The 20422-nt window shown below is 46.2% G+C and carries 22 protein-coding genes; all 22 read right to left on the bottom strand.

Features of this window, described 5'->3' with window-relative positions:
• Entirely contained in the window at positions 1-462 is a 462-nt protein-coding gene (locus NSS66_RS01390; protein ID WP_007430046.1) for a chemotaxis protein CheW, read from the bottom strand.
• Between the two features lie 62 nt (positions 463-524).
• Entirely contained in the window at positions 525-2621 is a 2097-nt protein-coding gene (locus NSS66_RS01395; RefSeq protein ID WP_023988203.1) for a chemotaxis protein CheA, read from the bottom strand.
• Positions 2622-2654: 33 nt separating this feature from the next.
• Positions 2655-4199 carry a chemotaxis protein CheB gene (locus tag NSS66_RS01400; protein WP_075154075.1) on the bottom strand — a complete coding sequence of 515 codons (1545 nt, stop codon included), beginning with the start codon at positions 4197-4199 and terminating at the stop codon, positions 2655-2657.
• A 30-nt stretch (positions 4200-4229) separates the two neighbouring features.
• Positions 4230-5117, bottom strand: a complete 888-nt coding sequence (locus NSS66_RS01405) for a MinD/ParA family protein (RefSeq protein ID WP_075154074.1) — start codon at positions 5115-5117, stop codon at positions 4230-4232.
• Positions 5114-6556, bottom strand: coding sequence for a flagellar biosynthesis protein FlhF (gene flhF, locus NSS66_RS01410; RefSeq protein ID WP_075154073.1), 1443 nt, complete (start codon positions 6554-6556; stop codon positions 5114-5116). Before flhF ends, NSS66_RS01405 begins: the two co-directional genes overlap by 4 nt.
• Positions 6553-8586, bottom strand: a complete 2034-nt coding sequence (gene flhA, locus NSS66_RS01415) for a flagellar biosynthesis protein FlhA (RefSeq protein WP_016820963.1) — start codon at positions 8584-8586, stop codon at positions 6553-6555. The genes flhF and flhA overlap by 4 nt, the downstream gene beginning before the upstream one ends.
• Before the next feature lie 23 nt (positions 8587-8609).
• A complete protein-coding gene (gene flhB, locus NSS66_RS01420; RefSeq protein ID WP_023988199.1) occupies positions 8610-9722 on the bottom strand; it encodes a flagellar biosynthesis protein FlhB in 1113 nt (370 codons plus the stop codon).
• A complete protein-coding gene (gene fliR, locus NSS66_RS01425; protein WP_023988198.1) occupies positions 9722-10507 on the bottom strand; it encodes a flagellar biosynthetic protein FliR in 786 nt (261 codons plus the stop codon). The genes flhB and fliR overlap by 1 nt, the downstream gene beginning before the upstream one ends.
• 10 nt (positions 10508-10517) lie before the next feature.
• Positions 10518-10787: a flagellar biosynthesis protein FliQ gene (gene fliQ / locus NSS66_RS01430; protein ID WP_007430038.1), complete on the bottom strand. Its 270-nt coding sequence runs from the start codon at positions 10785-10787 to the stop codon at positions 10518-10520.
• A 37-nt stretch (positions 10788-10824) separates the two neighbouring features.
• Positions 10825-11580 carry a flagellar type III secretion system pore protein FliP gene (gene fliP, locus NSS66_RS01435; RefSeq protein WP_013309901.1) on the bottom strand — a complete coding sequence of 252 codons (756 nt, stop codon included), beginning with the start codon at positions 11578-11580 and terminating at the stop codon, positions 10825-10827.
• Entirely contained in the window at positions 11577-12110 is a 534-nt protein-coding gene (locus NSS66_RS01440; RefSeq protein ID WP_023988197.1) for a flagellar biosynthetic protein FliO, read from the bottom strand. Before NSS66_RS01440 ends, fliP begins: the two co-directional genes overlap by 4 nt.
• 12 nt (positions 12111-12122) lie before the next feature.
• The gene (locus NSS66_RS01445; RefSeq protein WP_010346372.1) at positions 12123-12488 is read right to left on the bottom strand and encodes a response regulator; all 366 of its coding nucleotides are present in this window, start codon (positions 12486-12488) and stop codon (positions 12123-12125) included.
• Between the two features lie 29 nt (positions 12489-12517).
• A complete protein-coding gene (gene fliY / locus NSS66_RS01450) occupies positions 12518-13828 on the bottom strand; it encodes a flagellar motor switch phosphatase FliY (protein WP_023988196.1) in 1311 nt (436 codons plus the stop codon).
• Positions 13818-14816, bottom strand: coding sequence for a flagellar motor switch protein FliM (gene fliM / locus NSS66_RS01455; protein WP_023988195.1), 999 nt, complete (start codon positions 14814-14816; stop codon positions 13818-13820). Before fliM ends, fliY begins: the two co-directional genes overlap by 11 nt.
• A gap of 43 nt (positions 14817-14859) precedes the next feature.
• A complete protein-coding gene (locus tag NSS66_RS01460) occupies positions 14860-15333 on the bottom strand; it encodes a flagellar basal body-associated FliL family protein (protein WP_023988194.1) in 474 nt (157 codons plus the stop codon).
• Positions 15330-15554, bottom strand: coding sequence for a flagellar FlbD family protein (locus NSS66_RS01465; protein WP_013309896.1), 225 nt, complete (start codon positions 15552-15554; stop codon positions 15330-15332). Before NSS66_RS01465 ends, NSS66_RS01460 begins: the two co-directional genes overlap by 4 nt.
• Positions 15555-15614: 60 nt before the next feature.
• Positions 15615-16424 carry a flagellar basal-body rod protein FlgF gene (flgF, locus tag NSS66_RS01470; protein WP_340958304.1) on the bottom strand — a complete coding sequence of 270 codons (810 nt, stop codon included), beginning with the start codon at positions 16422-16424 and terminating at the stop codon, positions 15615-15617.
• A 104-nt stretch (positions 16425-16528) separates the two neighbouring features.
• Positions 16529-16909, bottom strand: coding sequence for a TIGR02530 family flagellar biosynthesis protein (locus NSS66_RS01475; protein WP_053325260.1), 381 nt, complete (start codon positions 16907-16909; stop codon positions 16529-16531).
• Positions 16906-17439 carry a flagellar hook capping FlgD N-terminal domain-containing protein gene (locus NSS66_RS01480; protein ID WP_053325259.1) on the bottom strand — a complete coding sequence of 178 codons (534 nt, stop codon included), beginning with the start codon at positions 17437-17439 and terminating at the stop codon, positions 16906-16908. Before NSS66_RS01480 ends, NSS66_RS01475 begins: the two co-directional genes overlap by 4 nt.
• 19 nt (positions 17440-17458) lie before the next feature.
• Complete coding sequence (locus tag NSS66_RS01485) at positions 17459-18916, bottom strand: flagellar hook-length control protein FliK (RefSeq protein ID WP_023988190.1); 1458 nt, start codon at positions 18914-18916, stop codon at positions 17459-17461.
• 26 nt (positions 18917-18942) lie between these two features.
• Entirely contained in the window at positions 18943-19926 is a 984-nt protein-coding gene (locus tag NSS66_RS01490) for a magnesium transporter MgtE N-terminal domain-containing protein (RefSeq protein ID WP_053325257.1), read from the bottom strand.
• 47 nt (positions 19927-19973) lie between these two features.
• Entirely contained in the window at positions 19974-20417 is a 444-nt protein-coding gene (gene fliJ, locus NSS66_RS01495) for a flagellar export protein FliJ (protein ID WP_013309890.1), read from the bottom strand.
• Between the last annotated feature and the right edge of the window lie 5 nt (positions 20418-20422).

Below are 20422 nucleotides of genomic sequence, written 5' to 3' on the forward strand. Positions count from 1 at the left end.
TTAATCCTCTAAGCCTTCCAGTTGGTTCATCTCGCTACGATTCAGGACTTCGGACAAGTTCAGCATAATCAACAAGCGCTCTTCACCAATTTTAGCAACTCCGCGAAGGTATTTAGCCTTAACTCCGCCAATCACTTCCGGTGGTGTCTCGATATTGTCAGTATTCAGGTCAATAACGTCATTCGCTGAGTCAACGATAAAGCCGACTTGCATTTCACCCACTGCAACGATAATGATGCGAGTTTGATCGGTATATTCAGCTTCAGGCAATCCAAATCGGCCACGAAGATCAATAACCGGAATGACTACGCCTCTCATGTTGAATACGCCTTTAACAAAATCGTAGGTTCTTGGAACCCGTGTAATCGGCACCATGCGTTCAATAGATTGGACTTTTTCTACTTCAACACCGTATTCCTCTTCACCAAGCTTAAATACGATAACTTTAATTTCTTCTCCCATGTCTAAAAACCCTCCTTATTGATGTCAGCAACTTCACATTTCTTTCATTTCTGATGAAGACATTATTTAATGAAAACATTCGGGTCAATGATCAAAGCAACCTGACCGTCACCCAGAATCGTGGCGCCTGAAATTCCTTGGATGTTTGGAAGGTATTTGCCCAGATTTTTAAGGACAATTTCACTTTGCCCCAAAAAGTCCTGTACGGAAAGAGCTGCCAGACGGTCTCCCTTGCGGATGACCACGACCTCTGTCTCTTCTTCTTCATCTTCATTGAAGTCCGGTACCTCAAACAGCTGACTCAAGGAGATGAGCGGGATATGAGAATCGCGGAAAGCAATCATTTTATTGCCATGTACAGAACGAATTTGTGTCCGTTTGACGATCGCAGTTTCCACAATGGAGGACAATGGAATCGCATATTTTTCAGAACCGATCTGTATCATCATGGCTGCAATAATGGATAGGGTCAGCGGCAATTGCACAGAGAAATTAGTGCCTTGGCCCAGTGTAGAGTGAACCGTAACATTGCCACCCAAAGCGGTGATTTTGGATTTAACAACGTCCAAACCGACACCGCGTCCTGATACGTCTGAAATGACTGCAGCTGTGCTAAAGCCCGGAGCAAACAATACCTGATAGGCTTCCTCGTCGGTCATGACCGCTGCCTGCTCTGCCGTCAAAATCCCTTTAGAAATAGCACTGTTTAGTACCTTATCGCGATTAATACCATTTCCGTCATCTTCAATCTCGATGAATACGTTATTTCCGCTATGGAAAGCACGCAAGTTAACCGTTCCTGTCTCAGGTTTACCAGCTGCTATCCGATCGGCTACCGACTCAATGCCATGATCCACGGAGTTACGAAGCAAATGCACCAGAGGATCGCCAATTTCGTCGATAACAGTGCGGTCCATTTCAGTCTCTGCTCCAGTAATAACCAAATCAAGTTTTTTATCCAGCGATTTGGCCAGATCGCGCACCATACGCGGAAAACGATTGAAAACAGTATCTACTGGTACCATCCGCAATTTAAGAACGACGTTTTGCAAATCGCTGCTCACACGACTCATGTGCTCTACGGTTTCTGTCAGTGCTGGATTGGAAGCTTCACTTGCCAACTGCTCTAAGCGCACACGGTCAATAAGCAACTCGCTAAATAAGTTCATAAGTACATCCAGACGTTCAATATCTACACGAATCGTACGGTTATGCGTAGGCGCAGCTGCCTTAGCTGCTGGCGCCTTACCTGCAGCTGGCTTAGCCACAGAGGCCGCAGCTGGAGACTGCGGCTGGGAAGGAGCAGGTGGTTGCACGGCAACAGGAGCTTCCTGTACCGCAGCAGTCTCAGCCAGTCCAGCAGTAACTTCGCTCATTTGTTTAAGTGATTCCTGATCTAGTTGTACCACTGAGACAGTCTCAATTTCAGAGATACCCGCGATTTCCTTTTCCAGCTCCCCAACTTCTTTCTGCGTTATGTAATATAACGAGAAGCTTTGCTCGAATTTCTCCTGCTCAATATCCTGTACCGACGGATAGGCCTTGACGATTTCACCAGAGTTTTCCAGCGTATTGAACACCATAAAAGCACGTGCCGCCTTCAACTGGCTCTCTGAGCTGATTGTTACCTGTATATAGTGAACACGATGTCCTTCAGAAATAGATTGCTCCAGTACAGAATACTGGAACTGATCCAAGACAAGCCCAGCACTATCGTTTTTGTCCACTTTTTTAGATGGAGACTCCTCAGTGGCAGCATTTGCGCCAGACTTTTGGAAATCCCCGCTCACGATGGATTGTAGTGAAGATACAATAGAGGAGACATCCGCTTTTCCGTCGCCTCCCTCTGTAATGTGCTGCACCATGGACTCCAAAGCATCCAATCCTTTAAATAAGGTATCGAATATAAATTCATGCATCGCCAGCTTGTTGTTACGTACCAGATCAAGAACGTTTTCCATTTGGTGAGTGAGCGATGCTAGGTCTTCAAACCCCATCGTAGCAGCCATTCCCTTGAGGGTATGGGCAGAACGGAAAATCACCTGAACGATGCCTAGATCGGTTGGATTGCTTTCCAGTTGAAGCATTTTTTCGTTAAGAGATTGCAGATGATCATTCGACTCATCAATAAACATGTTTAAATATTGGTTCATGTCCATTGTGAGACACCTCCTCCATGAGTTACACTCCGATTATTTCACAACTTGTACAAGCTTGGGGGCGATCTCCTGCATTGGCAGAAGGTGACGCACACATTTTAACTCTACTGCTGAGCGGGGCATTCCGTACACTACACAAGTTTCCTCATTTTCAGCAAATGTGGATTGTACCCCAGCATCATAAAGCTTTTTCATCATTTTGGCCCCGTCGCTCCCCATTCCAGTGAGCAATACTAGATGCCGCTCCAACGAGGTTAACGAGAGCAACGATTCAAACATCGTATCTACGGAAGGACGGTGACCATTGCGAGCTTCCTCCATCTTCAGTGACACAGTGTATTTACCACCGGCTCCTGGCACAATTCTTAGTTGATATCCCCCTGGGGCAATGTAGGCCGTTCCAGTCTCCAGCGTCATTCCCTGCTCAGCCTCCACAACTCGGAGTGGACTTAACGTGTTTAAGCGTTGTGCCAGCGAACGAGTGAAGTTTGGCGGCATATGCTGAACGATAACGATTGGAGCAGGAAAATCACCAGGAATGCGTTCCAACAGCGTCTTGAGCGCCCGCGGACCGCCCGTAGAACATCCCACCGCCACCAGTTTGCGAAAGCTGGACGTGTGCACACCTTTTTTAAGAGAAAATCCCTTAGGTGTGGCAGGAACTGTAGGTGCAGTTACTGGAGGCGTAGCAGCCGCAGGAGTAGGCGTAGCTGATGAAATCACCGTCTTACGGGGCTCCGGCTTAACCAGCCCTGCTTTATCCTTACCATGCAGCGATTTGCCAGCGGCCGTATTAGAACTGTTTAGTTGCCCTGGTGTTCGTCCCATCCCCTTGGACAAGTCTTCCTTCTTCTGAACAGTAGGTGCTTGGACTGACTTGCTCGGCTGAGCAGCTGGCTGTTCTATGCGCCCCGCTGTAACAGATGTTCCAGACTGTTGTCGTTTAGTTTCCTGCTTGGCTGTTGCCGGGACGGACTTGCCCACATCACGCTTCGGCTGAGCTGATACAGCAGGTGAAGGAGCAAGCGGAACAATAGGAGGCTTGTCTGTCGAAGCTTGACTGCCTGTTCGTTTCTCAGTCACAGCCTGTCCTGGAGGCTTTTCCTGTGGCGTTTTCTCCGCTTGTTCCAATGCAGCTTTGCGCTCATTAGCTTCCTTGCGTTCCAGGCGGCTCCGCACTGCTTGCATAGCAGTGTGCATCTGTTCCAGCAGCGCCTTGCTCACTTGCTCAATATCTTGCGCATGAGCAATGGAAGGCTTTCTTATAAAATCGAAAGCTCCTGCCTCCAGAGCCATGATGGTCTCCTTCATACCTTGTTCATTAATGCCTGACAGCATAATAACAGGTAGCGGATGGGCTGCCATAATCAATGGCAATGCTTCAAGACCATTCATTTCAGGCATCTCGACATCCATGGTGACCAAATCGGGCTGCAATTCCTTCACTTTCTCTACAGCCTCTTTGCCATTGGCGGCTGTACCTACGATGTTGAACGACTCATCCCTTACAATTAAATCTGTAATAATTTTGCGCATAAAGGCCGAATCATCTACAACCAGCACCTGGTAAGCACACATGTTAAACACCTCTGTTTCCTCTCATCAAAATCAATGTACAGAACGCCGCAACCATTTTTGCATAAACCCTTTAATTCCACTCAATGCACCTGATTGCGGAATCTGTGGCATTGCTGCAAAACGGTGTGCCAGATTCAATACATCTCTTGAAGCCGCACATCCCGGAAAAGCAACCATAAAAGGTACTTGCCTTTTGACTGCTTGCATGACATGAGTATCATCACTGATATGTCCAAGCAACGGGATTTCGATCTCCAAAAAGCGTTTCGCAACCAGTGCGATCTTATCGGCAACTTGACGGGCCTCATTATCGTTATCGGCACGATTGACTATAATTTTGAATACCGTATCCTTTTGTAACCCGCTGACGACTTTAATTAGCGCATACGCATCTGTTAAGGACGTCGGTTCCGGTGTGGTTACGACCAGGCATTCGTCAGCTGAAGTGATGAATTTAAGGTTTTCTTTGGATAAACCTGCACCTGTATCAAATAGAATGTAATCCATATCTGCCGCCATTTTCTCTACTTCTTCGGCAAAATAATTCAGATCGTTATCCGATAACGTAAACAATTCGCTCAAGCCCGATCCTCCAGCAATATAAGGCAAACCACCTACACCCGTTTGAATAATTTCATCAATTGATTTCTCACGTTTTAGCAGGTGAAGAAGATTGAATTGTGAATTGGCTCCCATTAATACATCAATATTGGCCATACCTATATCAGCATCAAACACAAGTACCTTTCGACCAAGGGATTGCAGAGCCAGAGCAAAGTTCAGCGTGAAATTGGATTTGCCCACCCCGCCTTTACCACTGGTGATCGTTATAATTTTTGCTTGACGATTACGTGGGGGCAATCGATATTTATCCAAGGAAGAAGCCATTTGTCTAAGTGATTGGGCTTGGTCACTCATATGGAATCTCCGTTAACTCCTGTTGATGCTTTGGGTCCAAGCAGCATGCTTGTCACCATTTCTGCATCGGGATGAAGCAGGTCGTCAGGAACATTTTGTCCATTGGTAATATAGGCCAGCTGCATCGGAAAATGATGCAAAAGGTTAAACATCCCACCACAGCTACCTGTCTCGTCCATCTTAGTAAATACAACCTTACCAAGACCAAACTTACTGAAATGTCCAGTTATATTGAGCATATCTTTACTTTTGGATGTCAGACTGAGTACCAGATACGTCTCACTTTCATTAATAGGCGAAAGCAGACTTTGCAGTTCCGAAACAAGTAATTCATTACGATAATTTCGTCCTGCGGTATCCATGAGGATCAGGTCACAATGTTCCAGACGTTGAATGGCTCTATGGACGTCACCAGGAGATTGCACAACTTCAAGCGGTACATTCAAAATCGTAGCATATGTACGCAGTTGCTCGACGGCTGAAATCCGGTACGTGTCAGAAGTAATAAATCCAACTTTGCGATGATGCTTAAACAACTGCTCTGCTGCTAACTTGGCAATGGTTGTCGTTTTCCCTACTCCGGTAGGACCTGCCACATACACAATTTTGGTATCTTTAGAGATCCCTTTGTCCAGTCTTGTCTGAATAAAACTGGCCACTTCCTCACGAAAGGCTTGTTCCCAATCAAAAGTTTCAGGCGCAAAAGGGTGCTCACTCCGACGCACATATACCTGTTCGAGCCAATACTCCAGTAAATCACGTTCCACTTCCTGCTCCAGTACATGCTCACAAATCTCTTGCAACGGCTCCGGCCAAGTACTTTCCAATGAAGAATTTCGGGAAAACCGAGTCATCATGGCTTTCATTTCCCGCAATTCATTAAGCAGAGCCTGATTTTCCTCTACTCCGCTCTTATCTGGAGCACTTACTTCAATGGGCTGTTTAAACAGTTCACTGGATGATTTCATGTTCGAAAGCAATGCTTCATGATCAAGTGCTTGAGATATAGTCTCCAGATTATTTGCAGACCTAGATGACAAATGCTCAGTTGCTGAAGCAGCTTGTTCTTCATTAATCGTTAATTCAGCTTGTTCTTCTTTGGAACCACCCGTCATCTGCGTTACCCGTCGATAAGCTTCTGGAGCAGCTTGTCTGGGAACCACAGGCATAAATGATTTTTCTGGCTGTTCAGGAGCGTTCATTAGAGGTGAAGCCGCCTGGGCAAGTTCTTGTGAAGAGGGTCCAAACCGTCGTGGCTTTTGAGGTTGCTTCTCCTCTACCGCAGCAACCACTTCGATTTTCTTTTTACTGAACATTCCCATGAAACCGCCAACCTTCATTTCTTTTGTACTTAAAATGACGGCGTCTGTTCCTAAGTCACCCCTGATTTGCAGCATAGCTTCTGGCATGGTATCCACTACATATCGTTTCACTCTCATAAGTTCACCACCCCGACACTTTGAATTTCAACGTTCGGCTCCAGCTCACTGTACGACAGCACCGGGACATCCTGCATCGTCCGCTCCATCACTTGCCGCAAATACATACGAATTGTCGGTGACGTTAACACAATAGGCTGCTGTCCAGATTGAATAAGGCGGTTGATTTGCTCCATCATTCTTTGATACACCGTTTGCGTAGACACTGGATCAAGAGCCAAGTAGCTACCTTGCTCCGACTGTTGCACGCTTTCAGCAATTTTCTTCTCCAATCCTGGTCCCACTGTAATAACGCGTAACGTCTCCCCTTGTTGGGCAAATTGCTGCGTAATCTGGCGGGACAACGCCTGACGGACATATTCAGTCAGCACGTCGGGATCTTTTGTATAAGTGCCGTAGTCAGCTAATGTTTCGAAAATAGTCACCATATCGCGAATGGAGATTTTTTCTTTCAACAGCTTGGCCAGCACTTTTTGTACATCCCCAATCGCAAGCACAGAAGGAATAAGGTCGTCCACCAGCACTGGATAATTCTCTTTGAGATTGTCGACCAGCGACCGTGTTTCCTGTCTGCCAAGCAACTCATGAGCATGTTTCTTGATCGTCTCCGTAAGATGAGTAGCTACAACTGAAGGTGGATCAACTACGGTATAACCCGATAGTTCCGCAACATCCTTGGTGTTCTCATCAATCCAGAGCGCAGGCAATCCGAAGGCTGGTTCCGTCGTTTCGATTCCTGTAATAGAATCATCGTCGTATCCTGGACTCATAGCCAGGTAATGATTTAACAGAAGCTCTCCGCCGCCCACGGTATTACCTTTAATTTTAATTACATACTCGTTAGGCTTGAGCTGAATGTTGTCCCGAATACGAATGACCGGCACAACCAAACCCAGCTCCAAAGCACATTGACGACGGATCATAATAATCCGATCTAATAAATCCCCGCCCTGCTGTGTATCCGCCAGCGGAATTAACCCGTATCCAAATTCAAATTCAATTGGATCTACTTGAAGCAGATTAATGACACTTTCCGGACTACGGACTTCTTCAATTTGTTGCTCCTCTTCCAGCTGTTCATCGGCTATCTGCTTGCGCTCCATATTGCCCTGCATTCTTCGAGCCGCGAAAAACAGCAGTATCGCCAGTGGAAGAGTTGTAATGATATGAATAGGTGTGAAAAGTCCCAATAATGCAATTGTGGCTGCCACAATGTAGATCAGTTTTGGATAAGAAAAGAGCTGTCCAGTTAAATCCTCCGCCAAGTTGCCATCCGACGTAGCCCGCGTAACAATCAAGCCTGACGCCGTGGATATGAGCAGTGCGGGAATCTGGCTGACCAGTCCGTCACCGATGGTGAGGACAGAATAAGTCGACAGCGCCTCTTGAAATCCTTTTCCCTGAACGGCCATACCGATAATAAAGCCACCGACCAAGTTAATGATCAAAATGATAATACTAGCAATGGCATCACCTTTAACGAATTTACTCGCACCATCCATCGCTCCGTAAAAATCTGCTTCCCGTTCGATTTTACTGCGTCGTTCACGGGCTTGCTGCTCATTGATCAAACCTGCATTCAGATCAGCATCAATACTCATTTGTTTACCCGGCATCGCATCCAACGTAAACCGTGCGCCTACCTCAGCAACCCGCTCAGATCCCTTGGTGATAACAATGAACTGTACGACCACGAGAATGAGAAAGACAACAAAACCGACGGCAATTTGCCCTCCTGCAATCCAACTACCAAACGTAGCAACTACTTCCCCTGCATGGCCCTCACCTAAAATAAGTTTGGTTGTAGAAATATTAAGTGCCAATCGAAACAACGTGGTAATGAGCAACAATGAAGGGAAAATAGAGAACTGTAATGCTTCCTTCGTGTTCATAGAAACGAGTAGAATCATCAAAGCAATAGAAATATTAATGACGAGTAGGATATCCAGCAGCCATGATGGGATCGGGAGAATCATCATAAGAACGATACCGATGACGCCTGCAAGGACAGTTATTTCTTTTATTTTCACGGGTCTCTAGCCCTCCGATCCCTTTATTTCACTTTACCTTTTAATTTATATACATACGCCAGCACTTCGGCAACGGCCTGGAACAGATCAGCTGGTATCGCATCCCCGATTTCGGCTCGTTGAAACAGCGCCCGCGCCAGCGGCTTGTTTTCCATCGTTATTACGCCGTTTTGCTTGGCAATTTCTTTAATTCGGAGTGCAACGTAATCTTGCCCTTTCGCAATAATCTGCGGCGCTTCCATCTCCGAACCGTCATATTTCAAAGCCACAGCAAAGTGCGTAGGGTTGGTGATGATGACATCTGCATTAGGAACCTCCTGCATCATACGCTGCATAGCCATACGGCGCTGACGCTCGCGAATTTTCCCCTTGATCAGCGGGTCACCCTCCATTTTCTTGTATTCATCCTTAATGTCCTGCTTGGACATTTTCAGGTTTTTCTCATGCTCGTAACGTTGATACATATAATCCAACACCGCTAAAACGAACAGCACCACACCAATTTTGAGTCCCAGTTCCATTGTTAATGAAGCTGTAAAGCTCAACATCTGATCGCCGGACATTTCAGCTAGTTTGGGTAGGTCAGCCTTTGTTTTCCAGAGTACGCTGTACACCAGATAACCAATTACGGTCATCTTTAAAACAGATTTCAGGAATTCAACCAATGACCTCATGGAAAAAATATTTTTGAATCCTTTAATCGGATCAATCTTGCTAAACTTGGGCGTAATGCCCTCTCCGGTTAATAAAAAACCGATCTGCATGTAATTCGCTACTATCCCGATGACAATAGCCCCAATAAAAATAGGTGCCAGCATAATCAAGATTTGCACGCCGTACTCGCCCATCATCAGCAGCGTTGTGTTCGGCGTTACCTCCATAGAGAGCCGATTCACAAAAATATCTCGAAATAGTCGAACAGCATGATCCTTAAAATACCCGCCGAAAATCATGAGGCAAAAAAACGTAACCAGCAGGACACCAGCGGCGGGCAACTCCATGCTTTTGGCAACCTGCCCTTTTTGTCTTGCATCCTGTTTCTTTTTGGGTGTAGCTTTTTCCGTTTTTTCCCCTGAGAACAACTGCAGGTTCATAGCATATTTAAATGACAAACTACGTTCCTCCAGACCAGACATTAAGGACGATTACCCATAATATCCAACAAGTTGCGCATGGATTCGAACATCACAGAAAACAATCTTTCGAATATAAAAGCAAAACTTGGCATGAGAAGCAGTAACATGAACAGTCCCACAATAATTTTAAGAGGTACACCAATAACAAAAATGTTGAATTGTGGCGCTGTTTTAGCTAAAAAACCGAGTCCCACATCTGTTAAAAAGGTAGCCACTACAATGGGAGCAGCAATTTGAAAAGCAAGCATAAATGATTCCGCAAAAGAACGTACCAAGAATTCAGTTACACTGCCACCATACAGCTTTACAAAAAAATCATTTGTCAACGGCACCCAATCATAGCTGTATAAGATAGCATTTAGCAGATGATGGTGCCCATTTATACTTAAAAAGAACAATACAGCTATGGCAAACTTGAAATTCCCCGTTAAAGGCGTTGAAGCCCCTGTCATGGGATCAAACACACTCGCCATTCCGAAACCCACCTGTAGGTCTATAAAAGAACCTGCGGTTTGGATCGCTGTCATGAACAGATATGCAGTAAACCCCAATAACAACCCAATCAGCACTTCACGGCCCACTAAGAGCACATACGCTACATCGGTCGGTACCTGTTGATGCGTACCATATGTAAGATACACGACCAAAGCTAGAAATCCTGAAATTCCGACCTTAAAGATATTAGGTACCCCTCGGGTTGAAAAAATAGGCGCTACTACAAAAAATGAGGTAATCCGACAAAAAATCAGCAAAAAAACAGGAAAACTCTGTAACAATATGTTCATAACATTCAGCCTAACCTATATATTTGTACAAATTGTCCAGAATGTTATACGTAAAGTCCACTAATGTGGTCAATATCCAGGGCCCGAACAAAAGCAATGCCAGCAATACGGCGACAATCTTCGGAACAAAGGCCAGTGTTTGCTCCTGAATTTGGGTTGTCGCCTGAAAAATGCTGATAATCAAACCCACGACTAGCCCCAAAATCAGCATCGGAGCGCTCACCTTGAGTACAATGTACACCGCTTGCCCAGCCAGGGAAATAATAAACTCCGAAGTCATTGCCGTCCTCCTTGATTGCTGTCCTTGCATGAAGTATTCATGTGTTAAAACTCAGAAGCAATGATTTGACAACCAAATACCAACCATCTACAAGTACGAAAAGCAGTATTTTAAAAGGAAGTGAAATCATTACTGGTGGTAGCATCATCATCCCCATAGCCATGAGTGTACTCGACACCACAATGTCTATAACTAAAAACGGTATGAAAATCATAAAGCCCATCTGAAATGCCGTCTTCAACTCACTGATTGCATAAGCCGGAACCATCACCGTTAGTGGAATATCCTGATAATTCTTTGGTTTTTCCATCTTGGTGTATTTCATAAAGAGCAGTAGATCCTTCTCACGTGTATGAGAGAACATAAAGGTCTTGATCGGTACCGATGCCTTATCCAGCGCCTGAGACTGTGTTATATCCCCCTTGAGATACGGCTGAAGTGCAGTTTCATTCATAGCTGAGAACGTCGGTGCCATAATGAATAAAGTGAGAAACAAAGCCAGCCCGACAAGCACCTGATTAGGCGGCATCTGCTGGGTTCCCAGCGAAGTTCGCACAAAGCCAAGCACAATCACAATTCGCGTAAAACTTGTCATAAGTACAAGCAGCGCCGGCGCTACACTAATGACAGTAATAAGTAAAATAATAGACAGCGAGGTGGCACCGGGCTGTCCTTTGTCCGAATTGCCGACTTGAATATCAATGTTCGGAATCGGTTCCGCAGAGGCCGCCGTCACCGAAATGAAGCTGAACAAGACAAGCAGCAAACATGCAAGTATAATCTTTTTTCTCATGAATCTCCCGACCGATCTGTAGTATTCTCCTCATTGCGCAGCTTTTCAAGTTTATCCTTGCGATTCGGCATTTGCCGAAGCTTGGATTCAAACATCTCGTGAAAAGATGTCTCCTCTTCAGGCTGCTGCTGTGCCGCGTTGTTCCGGCGAAGCTTATCCGCAATTTTAGCGAATAGCGGGGCAATCGGGCCGCGCTGCAGAGAAGCTTCTTGCTCCAGTGCGGCCAAAATTTGCTCCACTTCTTCAGGATCGGATACTTTGTCAACAAGCCGGATATCTTCTCCCACACCAATGAGGTACACACTGCTACCAACTTCAACAAGCTGAAGGGATTTATTGGGACCAAGTCCCACGCCTCCCAGTATGCGAACGGAGCGGTTGCTGAACCAGCTCTGATTTCTTTTACTCAAAAACCGTATCAAGTACACGATCAGTACGATGATAAAGATTAGCACGAAAAGGACCCAGGCAATGTTGCCTATATTGCTGGATGTACTCAATGCGTCAGAGGCACCCTGTTGTGTATCCATACTGGGTGCGCCTTACACACCCAGTGTTTTGTTGATGGCTTCGATAACCCGATCCGATTGGAAAGGCTTAACGATAAAATCTTTTGCGCCAGCTTGAATGGCATCAATAACCATTGCTTGCTGACCCATCGCGGAACACATGATAACCTTTGCGTTCGCGTCAATTTGTTTGATTTCCTTCAGAGCGGCAATGCCGTCCATTTCAGGCATCGTGATATCCATCGTAATCAGGTCCGGACGAAGCTCCTTGAATTTTTCAATGGCCTGTGATCCGTCCTGGGCCTCTCCTACTACTTCAAATCCATTTTTGGACAGGATGTCCCGAATCATCATTCTCATAAATGCAGCATCGTCCACGATCAAAATACGGTTTGCCATCTGAAATAAATCCTCCCTAAATTATGCTTTTATTGTAATTTTTGAATACGGTCCCATTGGCTTACAATATCTGTTACACGCACGCCAAAGTTCTCGTCGATTACGACAACCTCGCCCTTGGCAATCAGTTTGTTGTTAACCAAAATGTCCACCGGCTCCCCGGCAAGCTTGTCCAGTTCAATAATTGAACCTTGTGAGAGCTCCAGAATATCTTTAATTTGCTTTTGGGTCCTTCCTAATTCTACGGTGACTCTAAGGGGAATGTCCATCAATAAATTTAAATTGTTTTCATCCACTTGCGCAAATGCACCGGACTGCAAGTTAGAAAATTGTACAGGTTGTACATTTACATTACGTCCCGGTACTGCGCCGTAGTGATGAGGCGTTCCGTAAGGAGCTTGCGGTGGTACACCAGCTGGCATTCCATAACCCGGTGTTCCATAGCCTGGAGCGCCCTGCTGCCCGTATCCCGGGTCTTGAGGATACATTGGCGGTTGTTGCCCATAGCTTGGGTCTTGCGGCGCCTGCGCGGCTGCAGGCGGCTGCTGATAGGCTGGTGCAGGCGGTTGCTGCGGAACGCTAGCTTGTTGCGGCGCTTCAGGAGTTGCTGTTGCAGCTACCTGCTGTGCGGACGCTTGCGGTTGTTCCTCTTCCTCTCCGCCATTCATTAGGATGCTCACCATTTTTTTGGCGAAATTAACAGGTAACAATTGCATCAGCGTAGAGTCAATAAGATCCCCGATCAATAACCGGAAGGATACTGTAATGAGCGTCTCTTCATCCGGCAGACTGGATACTCCATCACCGTGCATAGGATCCAAAATATCAATCCCCGGTGGAGAGATATTAACAAAACGATTAAACATGGTAGACATAGAGGTCGCCGACGACCCCATCATCTGGTTCATCGCTTCCTGCACGGCACTGATGTGGATTTCATTCAATTCTTCATCTACTGGGTTTCCTTCACCACCAAGCATTAAGTCCGCTATCACTTGTGCATCACGCTTTTTGATTACGAGTGAGTTAATACCCTCGAATCCATCGACATAATTTACATGTACAGCTACGTGTGGCTTTGGAAATGCAGTTTCAAATTCAGAACGGGTAATAATTGAAACTTTAGGTGTCGTAATATCCACCTTTTGACCGAGCAGTGTGGAAAGAGCCGTAGCTGCGCTGCCGAACGTTATATTACCGATTTCCCCGAGAGCATCCTGCTCCAGAGGAGTCAGAAAATCGTCAACGGTCTTGTTGGCGGGAGTAGAATCCGTCCCCGCTTCAGACTGTTTCAGCAAGGCATCGATTTCCTCCTGGGACAAATAGTCTTTACTCGTCAATTTCTTCAACTCCTTCGTTGACAATTTCATCAATTTGTACGGCAACACGATCTCTTACCATGCCGGGACTTCCCATAAACTTCAATTTCTCGCCTACCCGGATGGATAGTCCTTCTTTGACAGGCTTGTTCAATGAAATGACATCCCCTACCGAAAGACCCAGAAACTCGGCTACATTTATCCGGGATTCACCCAACTCCGCAATAATAGGGAGCTCTGCTTTGGTGACCCGTAATCTCAAGGCGTCGATCTCTTCGGGCGCCCTTGATTTCTTTTCGGATGTAAACCACTGGTGCGTGGACAGTCTAGCCATAATGGGTTCCAATACCACGTGCGGGATACAGAGGTTAATCATCCCTGTGGTATCACCAATTTTGGTGCTAAGCGAAATCAGAGCAATCGTTTCATTCGGCGAAACAATCTGCATAAACTGCGGATTTGTTTCCATCGCCTCTAGGCGCGGTTCAATGTCTAGTACCGTTTTCCAAGCCTCTTGCAGGCTATCAAAGGTACGACTGAAAATTCGCTCCATGATCGTCGTCTCGATTTCGGTCAACGCAGCAACCTTTGACGGTGCCGAACCTGTTCCTCCGAGTAGCCTGTCCAACATGGCATAAGCAACGTTCGGGTGAACCTCAAGCACCATACGGCCTTCCAGCGGTTCAGCTTCAAAAATGTTTAGAATGGTCATTTTTGGAATGGAGCGAATGAATTCATCATAAGGAAGCTGCTCCACCTGAACGACATTAATTTGGACAAAAGTACGAAGCTGCGCTGAAAAATATGTGGTCAGATACCGTGCAAAGTTCTCGTGTATCCGCGTCAGACTCCGTATATGATCCTTGGAAAACCTAAGCGCTCTTTTAAAATCATAAGCGCGAACTTTCTTTTGGGTATCTTCCTTTTTAAGTTCTTCCGCATCCATTTCACCGGACGAAAGAGCTGCTAAAAGGGCATCAATTTCCCCTTGTGACAGTACATCCACCAATGTTATTCACCCCCTTACGTGTTCCTGACAAGTTCACCTGGAATCAAATGGCTGCCAGCAAAAAGTCTGTAATTTTGGCGTTCCCCAGGTGACCTTCAGGGAGCGACTTGTTGATGAGATCCGTCAGCTTGTCACTGAACTGGTCCCGGCCTTTAGCCGTTCTGAGCTCATCAGGTTTGGTGTCTGCAAGTAATTGAATAACGATGGGCTTAATACTGATATCTTTGATTTTTTCAAAAGATTCTTTTGCTTTGGCATCGTTCAATTGAAAAGATAGGTTCATCTGGACAATGTAATCTGCGTCTGCCAAATTCGTTTTGATACCGGTAATTTCAGAGCTCACTTCCACCAATTCATCTGCTGACAATCTTGGAAGTTGTTCTGCTTGAGCAGCTTGCGCATTCGGTATGACTTCCGACTTCTTCCCGCTAAGCGCTGGTATAAGTACAAAGGCCGCGCCTGCAATCAAAGTAATCGCGAGTAAAATTGTAATGAGCCATGGCAGCATCTTCTTCATTCGTCTTCCTCCATTTGTTGCACTTTTATCGTGGCGGCATGCATGCCGATTTCACGGCTGTAACCCTTGATCAAGGAGACGACATCTGCCGCTTTTTCCAATACAATCAACCGTTTCCCCGTCACCAAAGTGACGTATGTATCCGGTGTTTCCTCCACAGTCTCAATGAGCAGCGCATTAAGCCACATAGGCGAGCCGTTCAGCCGCGTTAACGGGATCATCGTAACACCAACCTCCTGATAGGTGCGGAGGAGCCTCTACTCCTCCGCGTTTAAATGAGATTATCGTTTCAAGTTTACAACTTCCTGAAGCACTTCATCCGAGGTCGTAATGATACGCGAGTTCGCTTGGAATCCGCGCTGAGCTACGATCATTTCGGTAAATTCGCCTGTCAGATCAACGTTGGACATTTCCAGCTGACCCGCGATGATAGCTCCACGCCCCTCTGAGTTGGCTGCTCCAGGCTCAATTGCATCAATATTTGAGTTGACCGTAGTACGGTACAAGCTCCCACCGATTTTTTCTAAACCTTCTGGATTCGTGACTCTGGCTAATCCAATTTGTGTACCATTATCAACTGTTCCGTCATCCAATTGTTGTACAATTGTACCGTCCTGTGAGATAGAGACTGCCGTAACATTGTCAGCAAGTGTGATGGGATCTCCACCCGCATCTCCTACGAAAAATCCATCAGATGTAACCAGATTTCGGTTTGCATCTATGTGGAAATCGCCCGCACGAGTCAGATAAGGAACTTCCTGTGCATCATTCATTTTGACCAGGAAAAATCCGTCACCGTTAATACGTAAATCCGTTGGGTTATTCGTAGTCATTGCACTACCTGGAAGGTGCAGTGTATCAATTGAACTGACCGATACCCCCAAACCTACCTGCTTGGCATTCTGCCCGGCGGTTGTGGTTCCGTCTGGTGCACTTGCGCCTGAACTCGTTTGGCTCAAGATATCCTTGAACATCACTCGGCTGGACTTGAAGCCTGTAGTATTTACGTTTGCAATGTTGTTACCGATAACGTCCAGCTTCGTTTGAAAGCCCTTCATGCCCGATACACCTGAATACATTGATCTCAACATTGAGTATAAATCCTCCTCTGATTGGTTGCTTAGTTGACCGCATCAGTCGATCCGCGGCTTTTTCATGGCTTTCCTATTCGGGCCAGCCACTTCGTATACATTTTTCATGAAATAATTACAGCACTATCTATCTGCGTAAATACGTTATCCTCCATGGATTTCTTATCCATCGCGGTAACAACTGTTCGATTAGGTACACTTACAATCAAAGCCATATCCTGCATTAAAATCAATGATTCTTTGGCGCCTTTGGCAGCTGCTTTATCCACAGCAGAGTTAATTTTCGCCATTTGGTCACTTCTCAACTCTATTCCCCGCTGCTCCAGACGCTTGGCTGCATGGTTGCTCAGCTTGAGCACCTGATCCTGCAATACCTGACCGAACGGTCTGGCATCCTTGGATACCGAATTTACTCGGTTTTGTGAGATTGCTGCCGGGGGCACGTTGGCGGGAAAAAGGCGTCCGACCGTTAGCCTGTCATTCATGAGTTCTCACCGCTTCCAGTAGAGGAAGAAGATGAAGTATCCGATGTATCTGTAGCGGGAGTCGTTGTGTTAGCCTGGCTTACTGATGTTACATCTTTTAATGCTACCTCAGCCGCTCCCATTTTGGCATACTGCACACCGTCGCGAATAACGATGGAATCCACGATTCCACTTTTCACTGTACCCGCGCCTGCTTCACCTGTAATGGAGTCTTTTTTACCTGCCTCAATCCAGCTGACTTCTTTTCCTATCAAACCGGAAGCCGTACCCAAAGACTGTCCTAATGCATTCAACTGCGTAGAAATGTTCATCAGTTGTTCCACCGAGGAAAACTGGGCCATTTGAGCGATAAATTCTTTATCCTCCAAAGGCTGCATCGGATCCTGATTTTGTAGCTGGGTGATCAAAATTTTCAGAAATTGATCTTTACCCATCGTTTTAGTATCCTTGGCACTTGCTGTTTTGACATTATTCACATTGTAATTCGGCCAGACGTTACTGGTGGATACATTGTTGTCTGTAGTCGTCATTGTGTTCTCACCTCCATCATTACGCTTGTGCTGTAAAGGAGCCTGTCCGATTCATATCATCTGCGCGTTGTTCTGCTGTCCAGTTACGAAGCTCTTCTGCCATTTCAGCTACCTTCATAGCATCCTCGCTCTCTTCTCTACCACGAGCTTTGGAACGTTGGTTGGATTGCTGCTGCTGATTAGCTCCAGATCCGCGTCCATCCTGATACATATGGGAGGAAAGCGACTCATTGTGCGTTACTTCTACCTTATCTACCTGGATACCTTGGCTCTGCAGGCTCGAACGCAGCTGCGACATTTGCTGTTCCAGCAAATCCTTCGCTCCGCTATGCTCAGTCATGAACTGGGCAACCAGATGACCATTTTGCATTGTCAGCTTAACCTCCAGCTGGCCCAGATGATCTGGACGAAGCATGATAGTCGCTTCCGTCAAACCAGTGTGTTTTACAATGTCAAGTTTCTGAACTACAAATTCGGTCATCTCCTTGGCAAATTGCCGTACATGTACGACTGGTTGAGCTGGAGCCGAAGGTGTTGTTCCTTGCGTTTGTACCGAAAGCTGTCCCGCAGTTGTGATCACTGGAGTCTGATTGTCAGTTGCTGTCGGATCCGCTTGCTCAGTTGCATCTACGAATGCACTCGCTTCATCCGCTCCAGTCGTCTTAACTGTAGACTGAACGAGAATATTAGTTGATGAACGTTGCCCTTCTGAACCTTGCTGATTAGTTTCGCCCTGACTTGCTTGCTGCTGAGAAACAACAACCTGTTTGTCTGTAGTAGCTGTAGCTACGGTCTGAGTACCATTTGCTCGATTTGCAGAAGGCTGAACCGCTTGTGAATCCCCACCATCAGCAAGTTCCACAGCTTTCATTACACCATTCCACTGCTCATCGGAAATAGCTCCCGTCCCTGCCGTTGCGCTTTGGAGCGATTGTAGCAACTGTGCCACCTGGGACTTTTGGTCTCCAGAAGCCTGCTCTGCTACATTGGCAAGTTGTGACAAAGCGTCCTGCAATGCAAATCGAAGAGTAGCCGGGTTGGCTGCCAAGGCTGTTAAGCCTGTCGCCTCTGACGTTTCTCCACCGTTTAACTGTTGATTTGTTCCGTCGCCTTGCAAAAACTGTTGTACTTGCTGAATCCACGCTTGCAGAGAAGCAAGCAGAGCAGGATCGGCAGCTACCTGATCATCCAGCTTTTCGAGATTTTGCAGCAAAGGAGCCAGTGTTTCGACCAGCGGCTCGGTTGGAGCTTCCGTGGATTCTCCGGTTGCAATCAGCGGAAGTACCATAACTAATGGAGAACCGTTCGCATCTGTGCCTGCTGAGTCCGTTTGCCCGCCTGTCATCATTTGCGTAAGTGTTTGATTAAAAGCACCCGTGGTTGCTCCGGCAGCCGTGGCTGTACTCGTTGTTGAGGCTGTCGTACTGCTAGCTGTTTGACTGGAGCTGAGCGATACACTTTGAGAAATAAGGGTCATTTATTTTTCACCTCCCTTCATTTAAATTACTTACTGCCCATCAGTTTGTTCAAAATTTTTGCAGTCTGAGCCGCATCCTTGGCAGACATATTTTGTAGTAAAGAACCACGTGTCGAATCATCTACTGTATTTAATATGTTTAATGCCTTGTCTGGACTGATTTTGTAAGTTTGTAAAATAAGTTCGGCACCGCTCTTCTTGTCCATGGAAGCAAATGTGCTACTGATTTGAGTGCTTTGCAAACTCTTACTCGTCGTGCCAGCTGTGGTACCTTGATCCTTTTTCAGACGAGACTGCAACGCAGCAACTGACAAATCCGTAGATGGCGTTACGTTTTTCAGAGCCATAGTAATATCGGCTGCTTTTTTAGCGTCCATCTTTTGCAAAATCTTTGCACTGTTGGCAGGGTCCATGTAGCTTAGCAGCTGCACAGTCTCTTCCGTAGTCAGATTCTCCATAATCGGTGCCGCTTTACTAGCTGTCATTCCTTCATACATGCTAGCAAGATCTCTGGCCTGTTTTACATAAGGATCTTCATTTGTTGTTCCACCTGTAGTTTGCGTACCAGCCTGTCCCTGCTGACTGGCCTGTGGCTGCTGTTCCTGTTGCGTTTGCAGCGTATTGACCTGATTCTGCAGTTCAGTAACCTTTTTATCTTGTGTCGTCCTAGCAGCGGTAGCCTTTTTAAGCTCCTCCGTCTGCTTGGCTAAATCTGCCTTTAACTGCTGAATGGTTGCTTCAGAACTTTCAGACTGTGCCTTCTGATCTGCCTCTTTCGTCTGGGTAGCCTTATCTTTCGGTTCAGGCACCCAATTTTTAACAACTGGTATTTTGTTCCCTAATGAAATCATTTCGCTTCTGAAGTCCATATTGAACAATGTAAGCAGGACCCCGACCAGAACGATTGTGAACACAATCGGAATCAGGAAAAACATAAACCGTTCAAATCCCCCGCCTGATTCTTTTCCTAAATCCATATCCAGTTCATTTTCTGCTAACTTCTGTGCCATCGTCTTCCTCCTCAGGCAGCTGATATGCGTATCCTATGACTTTCCGCTTACCGGGCTTTCATGGCAAATCGCACGGAAGCCATTTCATCCAGCTCGTTCTGCTCGCGCAGGAGCATTTCCTGTTGGAATTTCACGTTGGCCTTCTCTCTCGCTTTCAGCCAAACCTGTTCATCCAGCATTTTATCGGTCAAAACGGTTTGTTTGCTTTGCACATTTTGCTGCGCATATTGAACATCCCTATGCTTGCGTGTAATACATTGGTCCAGATGATTAACATAAGCCTGTAATTCCTGAATAGTAGAGAGTGGCGCGCAATCCTCGGCAGCCTTTTGAATGGCTGATATGACCCGATTCCTTTCGCCTACAAGCTGTGTTAATGTCTGCTCCTCAGCCTGCAATTGTCCGACAGCACTGGAAAGCAACCATTCGGCCTGTGACTTTTCGTTGGTTTTCAAGTCTACAACTTTCTGAAAGGAATACTGAAATCTCATCGTTC

It is taken from the genome of Paenibacillus sp. FSL R10-2748 (genome assembly GCF_038005565.1).
GTDB lineage: Bacteria > Bacillota > Bacilli > Paenibacillales > Paenibacillaceae > Paenibacillus > Paenibacillus polymyxa_B.

Excerpts from the sequence above, each read along its gene's own strand:
- NSS66_RS01390 (WP_007430046.1), bottom strand. The coding sequence starts at position 462 with ATGGGAGAAGAAATTAAAGTTATCGTATTTAAGCTTGGTGAAGAGGAA.
- NSS66_RS01395 (WP_023988203.1), bottom strand. The coding sequence starts at position 2,621 with ATGGACATGAACCAATATTTAAACATGTTTATTGATGAGTCGAATGAT.
- NSS66_RS01400 (WP_075154075.1), bottom strand. The coding sequence starts at position 4,199 with ATGTGTGCTTACCAGGTGCTGGTTGTAGATGATTCGGCCTTTATGCGC.
- NSS66_RS01405 (WP_075154074.1), bottom strand. The coding sequence starts at position 5,117 with ATGAGTGACCAAGCCCAATCACTTAGACAAATGGCTTCTTCCTTGGAT.
- flhF (WP_075154073.1), bottom strand. The coding sequence starts at position 6,556 with ATGAGAGTGAAACGATATGTAGTGGATACCATGCCAGAAGCTATGCTG.
- flhB (WP_023988199.1), bottom strand. The coding sequence starts at position 9,722 with ATGTCTGGTCTGGAGGAACGTAGTTTGTCATTTAAATATGCTATGAAC.
- fliR (WP_023988198.1), bottom strand. The coding sequence starts at position 10,507 with ATGAACATATTGTTACAGAGTTTTCCTGTTTTTTTGCTGATTTTTTGT.
- fliQ (WP_007430038.1), bottom strand. The coding sequence starts at position 10,787 with ATGACTTCGGAGTTTATTATTTCCCTGGCTGGGCAAGCGGTGTACATT.
- fliP (WP_013309901.1), bottom strand. The coding sequence starts at position 11,580 with ATGAGAAAAAAGATTATACTTGCATGTTTGCTGCTTGTCTTGTTCAGC.
- NSS66_RS01440 (WP_023988197.1), bottom strand. The coding sequence starts at position 12,110 with ATGGATACACAACAGGGTGCCTCTGACGCATTGAGTACATCCAGCAAT.
- NSS66_RS01445 (WP_010346372.1), bottom strand. The coding sequence starts at position 12,488 with ATGGCAAACCGTATTTTGATCGTGGACGATGCTGCATTTATGAGAATG.
- NSS66_RS01460 (WP_023988194.1), bottom strand. The coding sequence starts at position 15,333 with ATGAAGAAGATGCTGCCATGGCTCATTACAATTTTACTCGCGATTACT.
- NSS66_RS01465 (WP_013309896.1), bottom strand. The coding sequence starts at position 15,554 with ATGATCCCGTTAACGCGGCTGAACGGCTCGCCTATGTGGCTTAATGCG.
- flgF (WP_340958304.1), bottom strand. The coding sequence starts at position 16,424 with ATGTTGAGATCAATGTATTCAGGTGTATCGGGCATGAAGGGCTTTCAA.
- NSS66_RS01475 (WP_053325260.1), bottom strand. The coding sequence starts at position 16,909 with ATGAATGACAGGCTAACGGTCGGACGCCTTTTTCCCGCCAACGTGCCC.
- NSS66_RS01480 (WP_053325259.1), bottom strand. The coding sequence starts at position 17,439 with ATGACGACTACAGACAACAATGTATCCACCAGTAACGTCTGGCCGAAT.
- NSS66_RS01485 (WP_023988190.1), bottom strand. The coding sequence starts at position 18,916 with ATGACCCTTATTTCTCAAAGTGTATCGCTCAGCTCCAGTCAAACAGCT.
- NSS66_RS01490 (WP_053325257.1), bottom strand. The coding sequence starts at position 19,926 with ATGGCACAGAAGTTAGCAGAAAATGAACTGGATATGGATTTAGGAAAA.
- fliJ (WP_013309890.1), bottom strand. The coding sequence starts at position 20,417 with ATGAGATTTCAGTATTCCTTTCAGAAAGTTGTAGACTTGAAAACCAAC.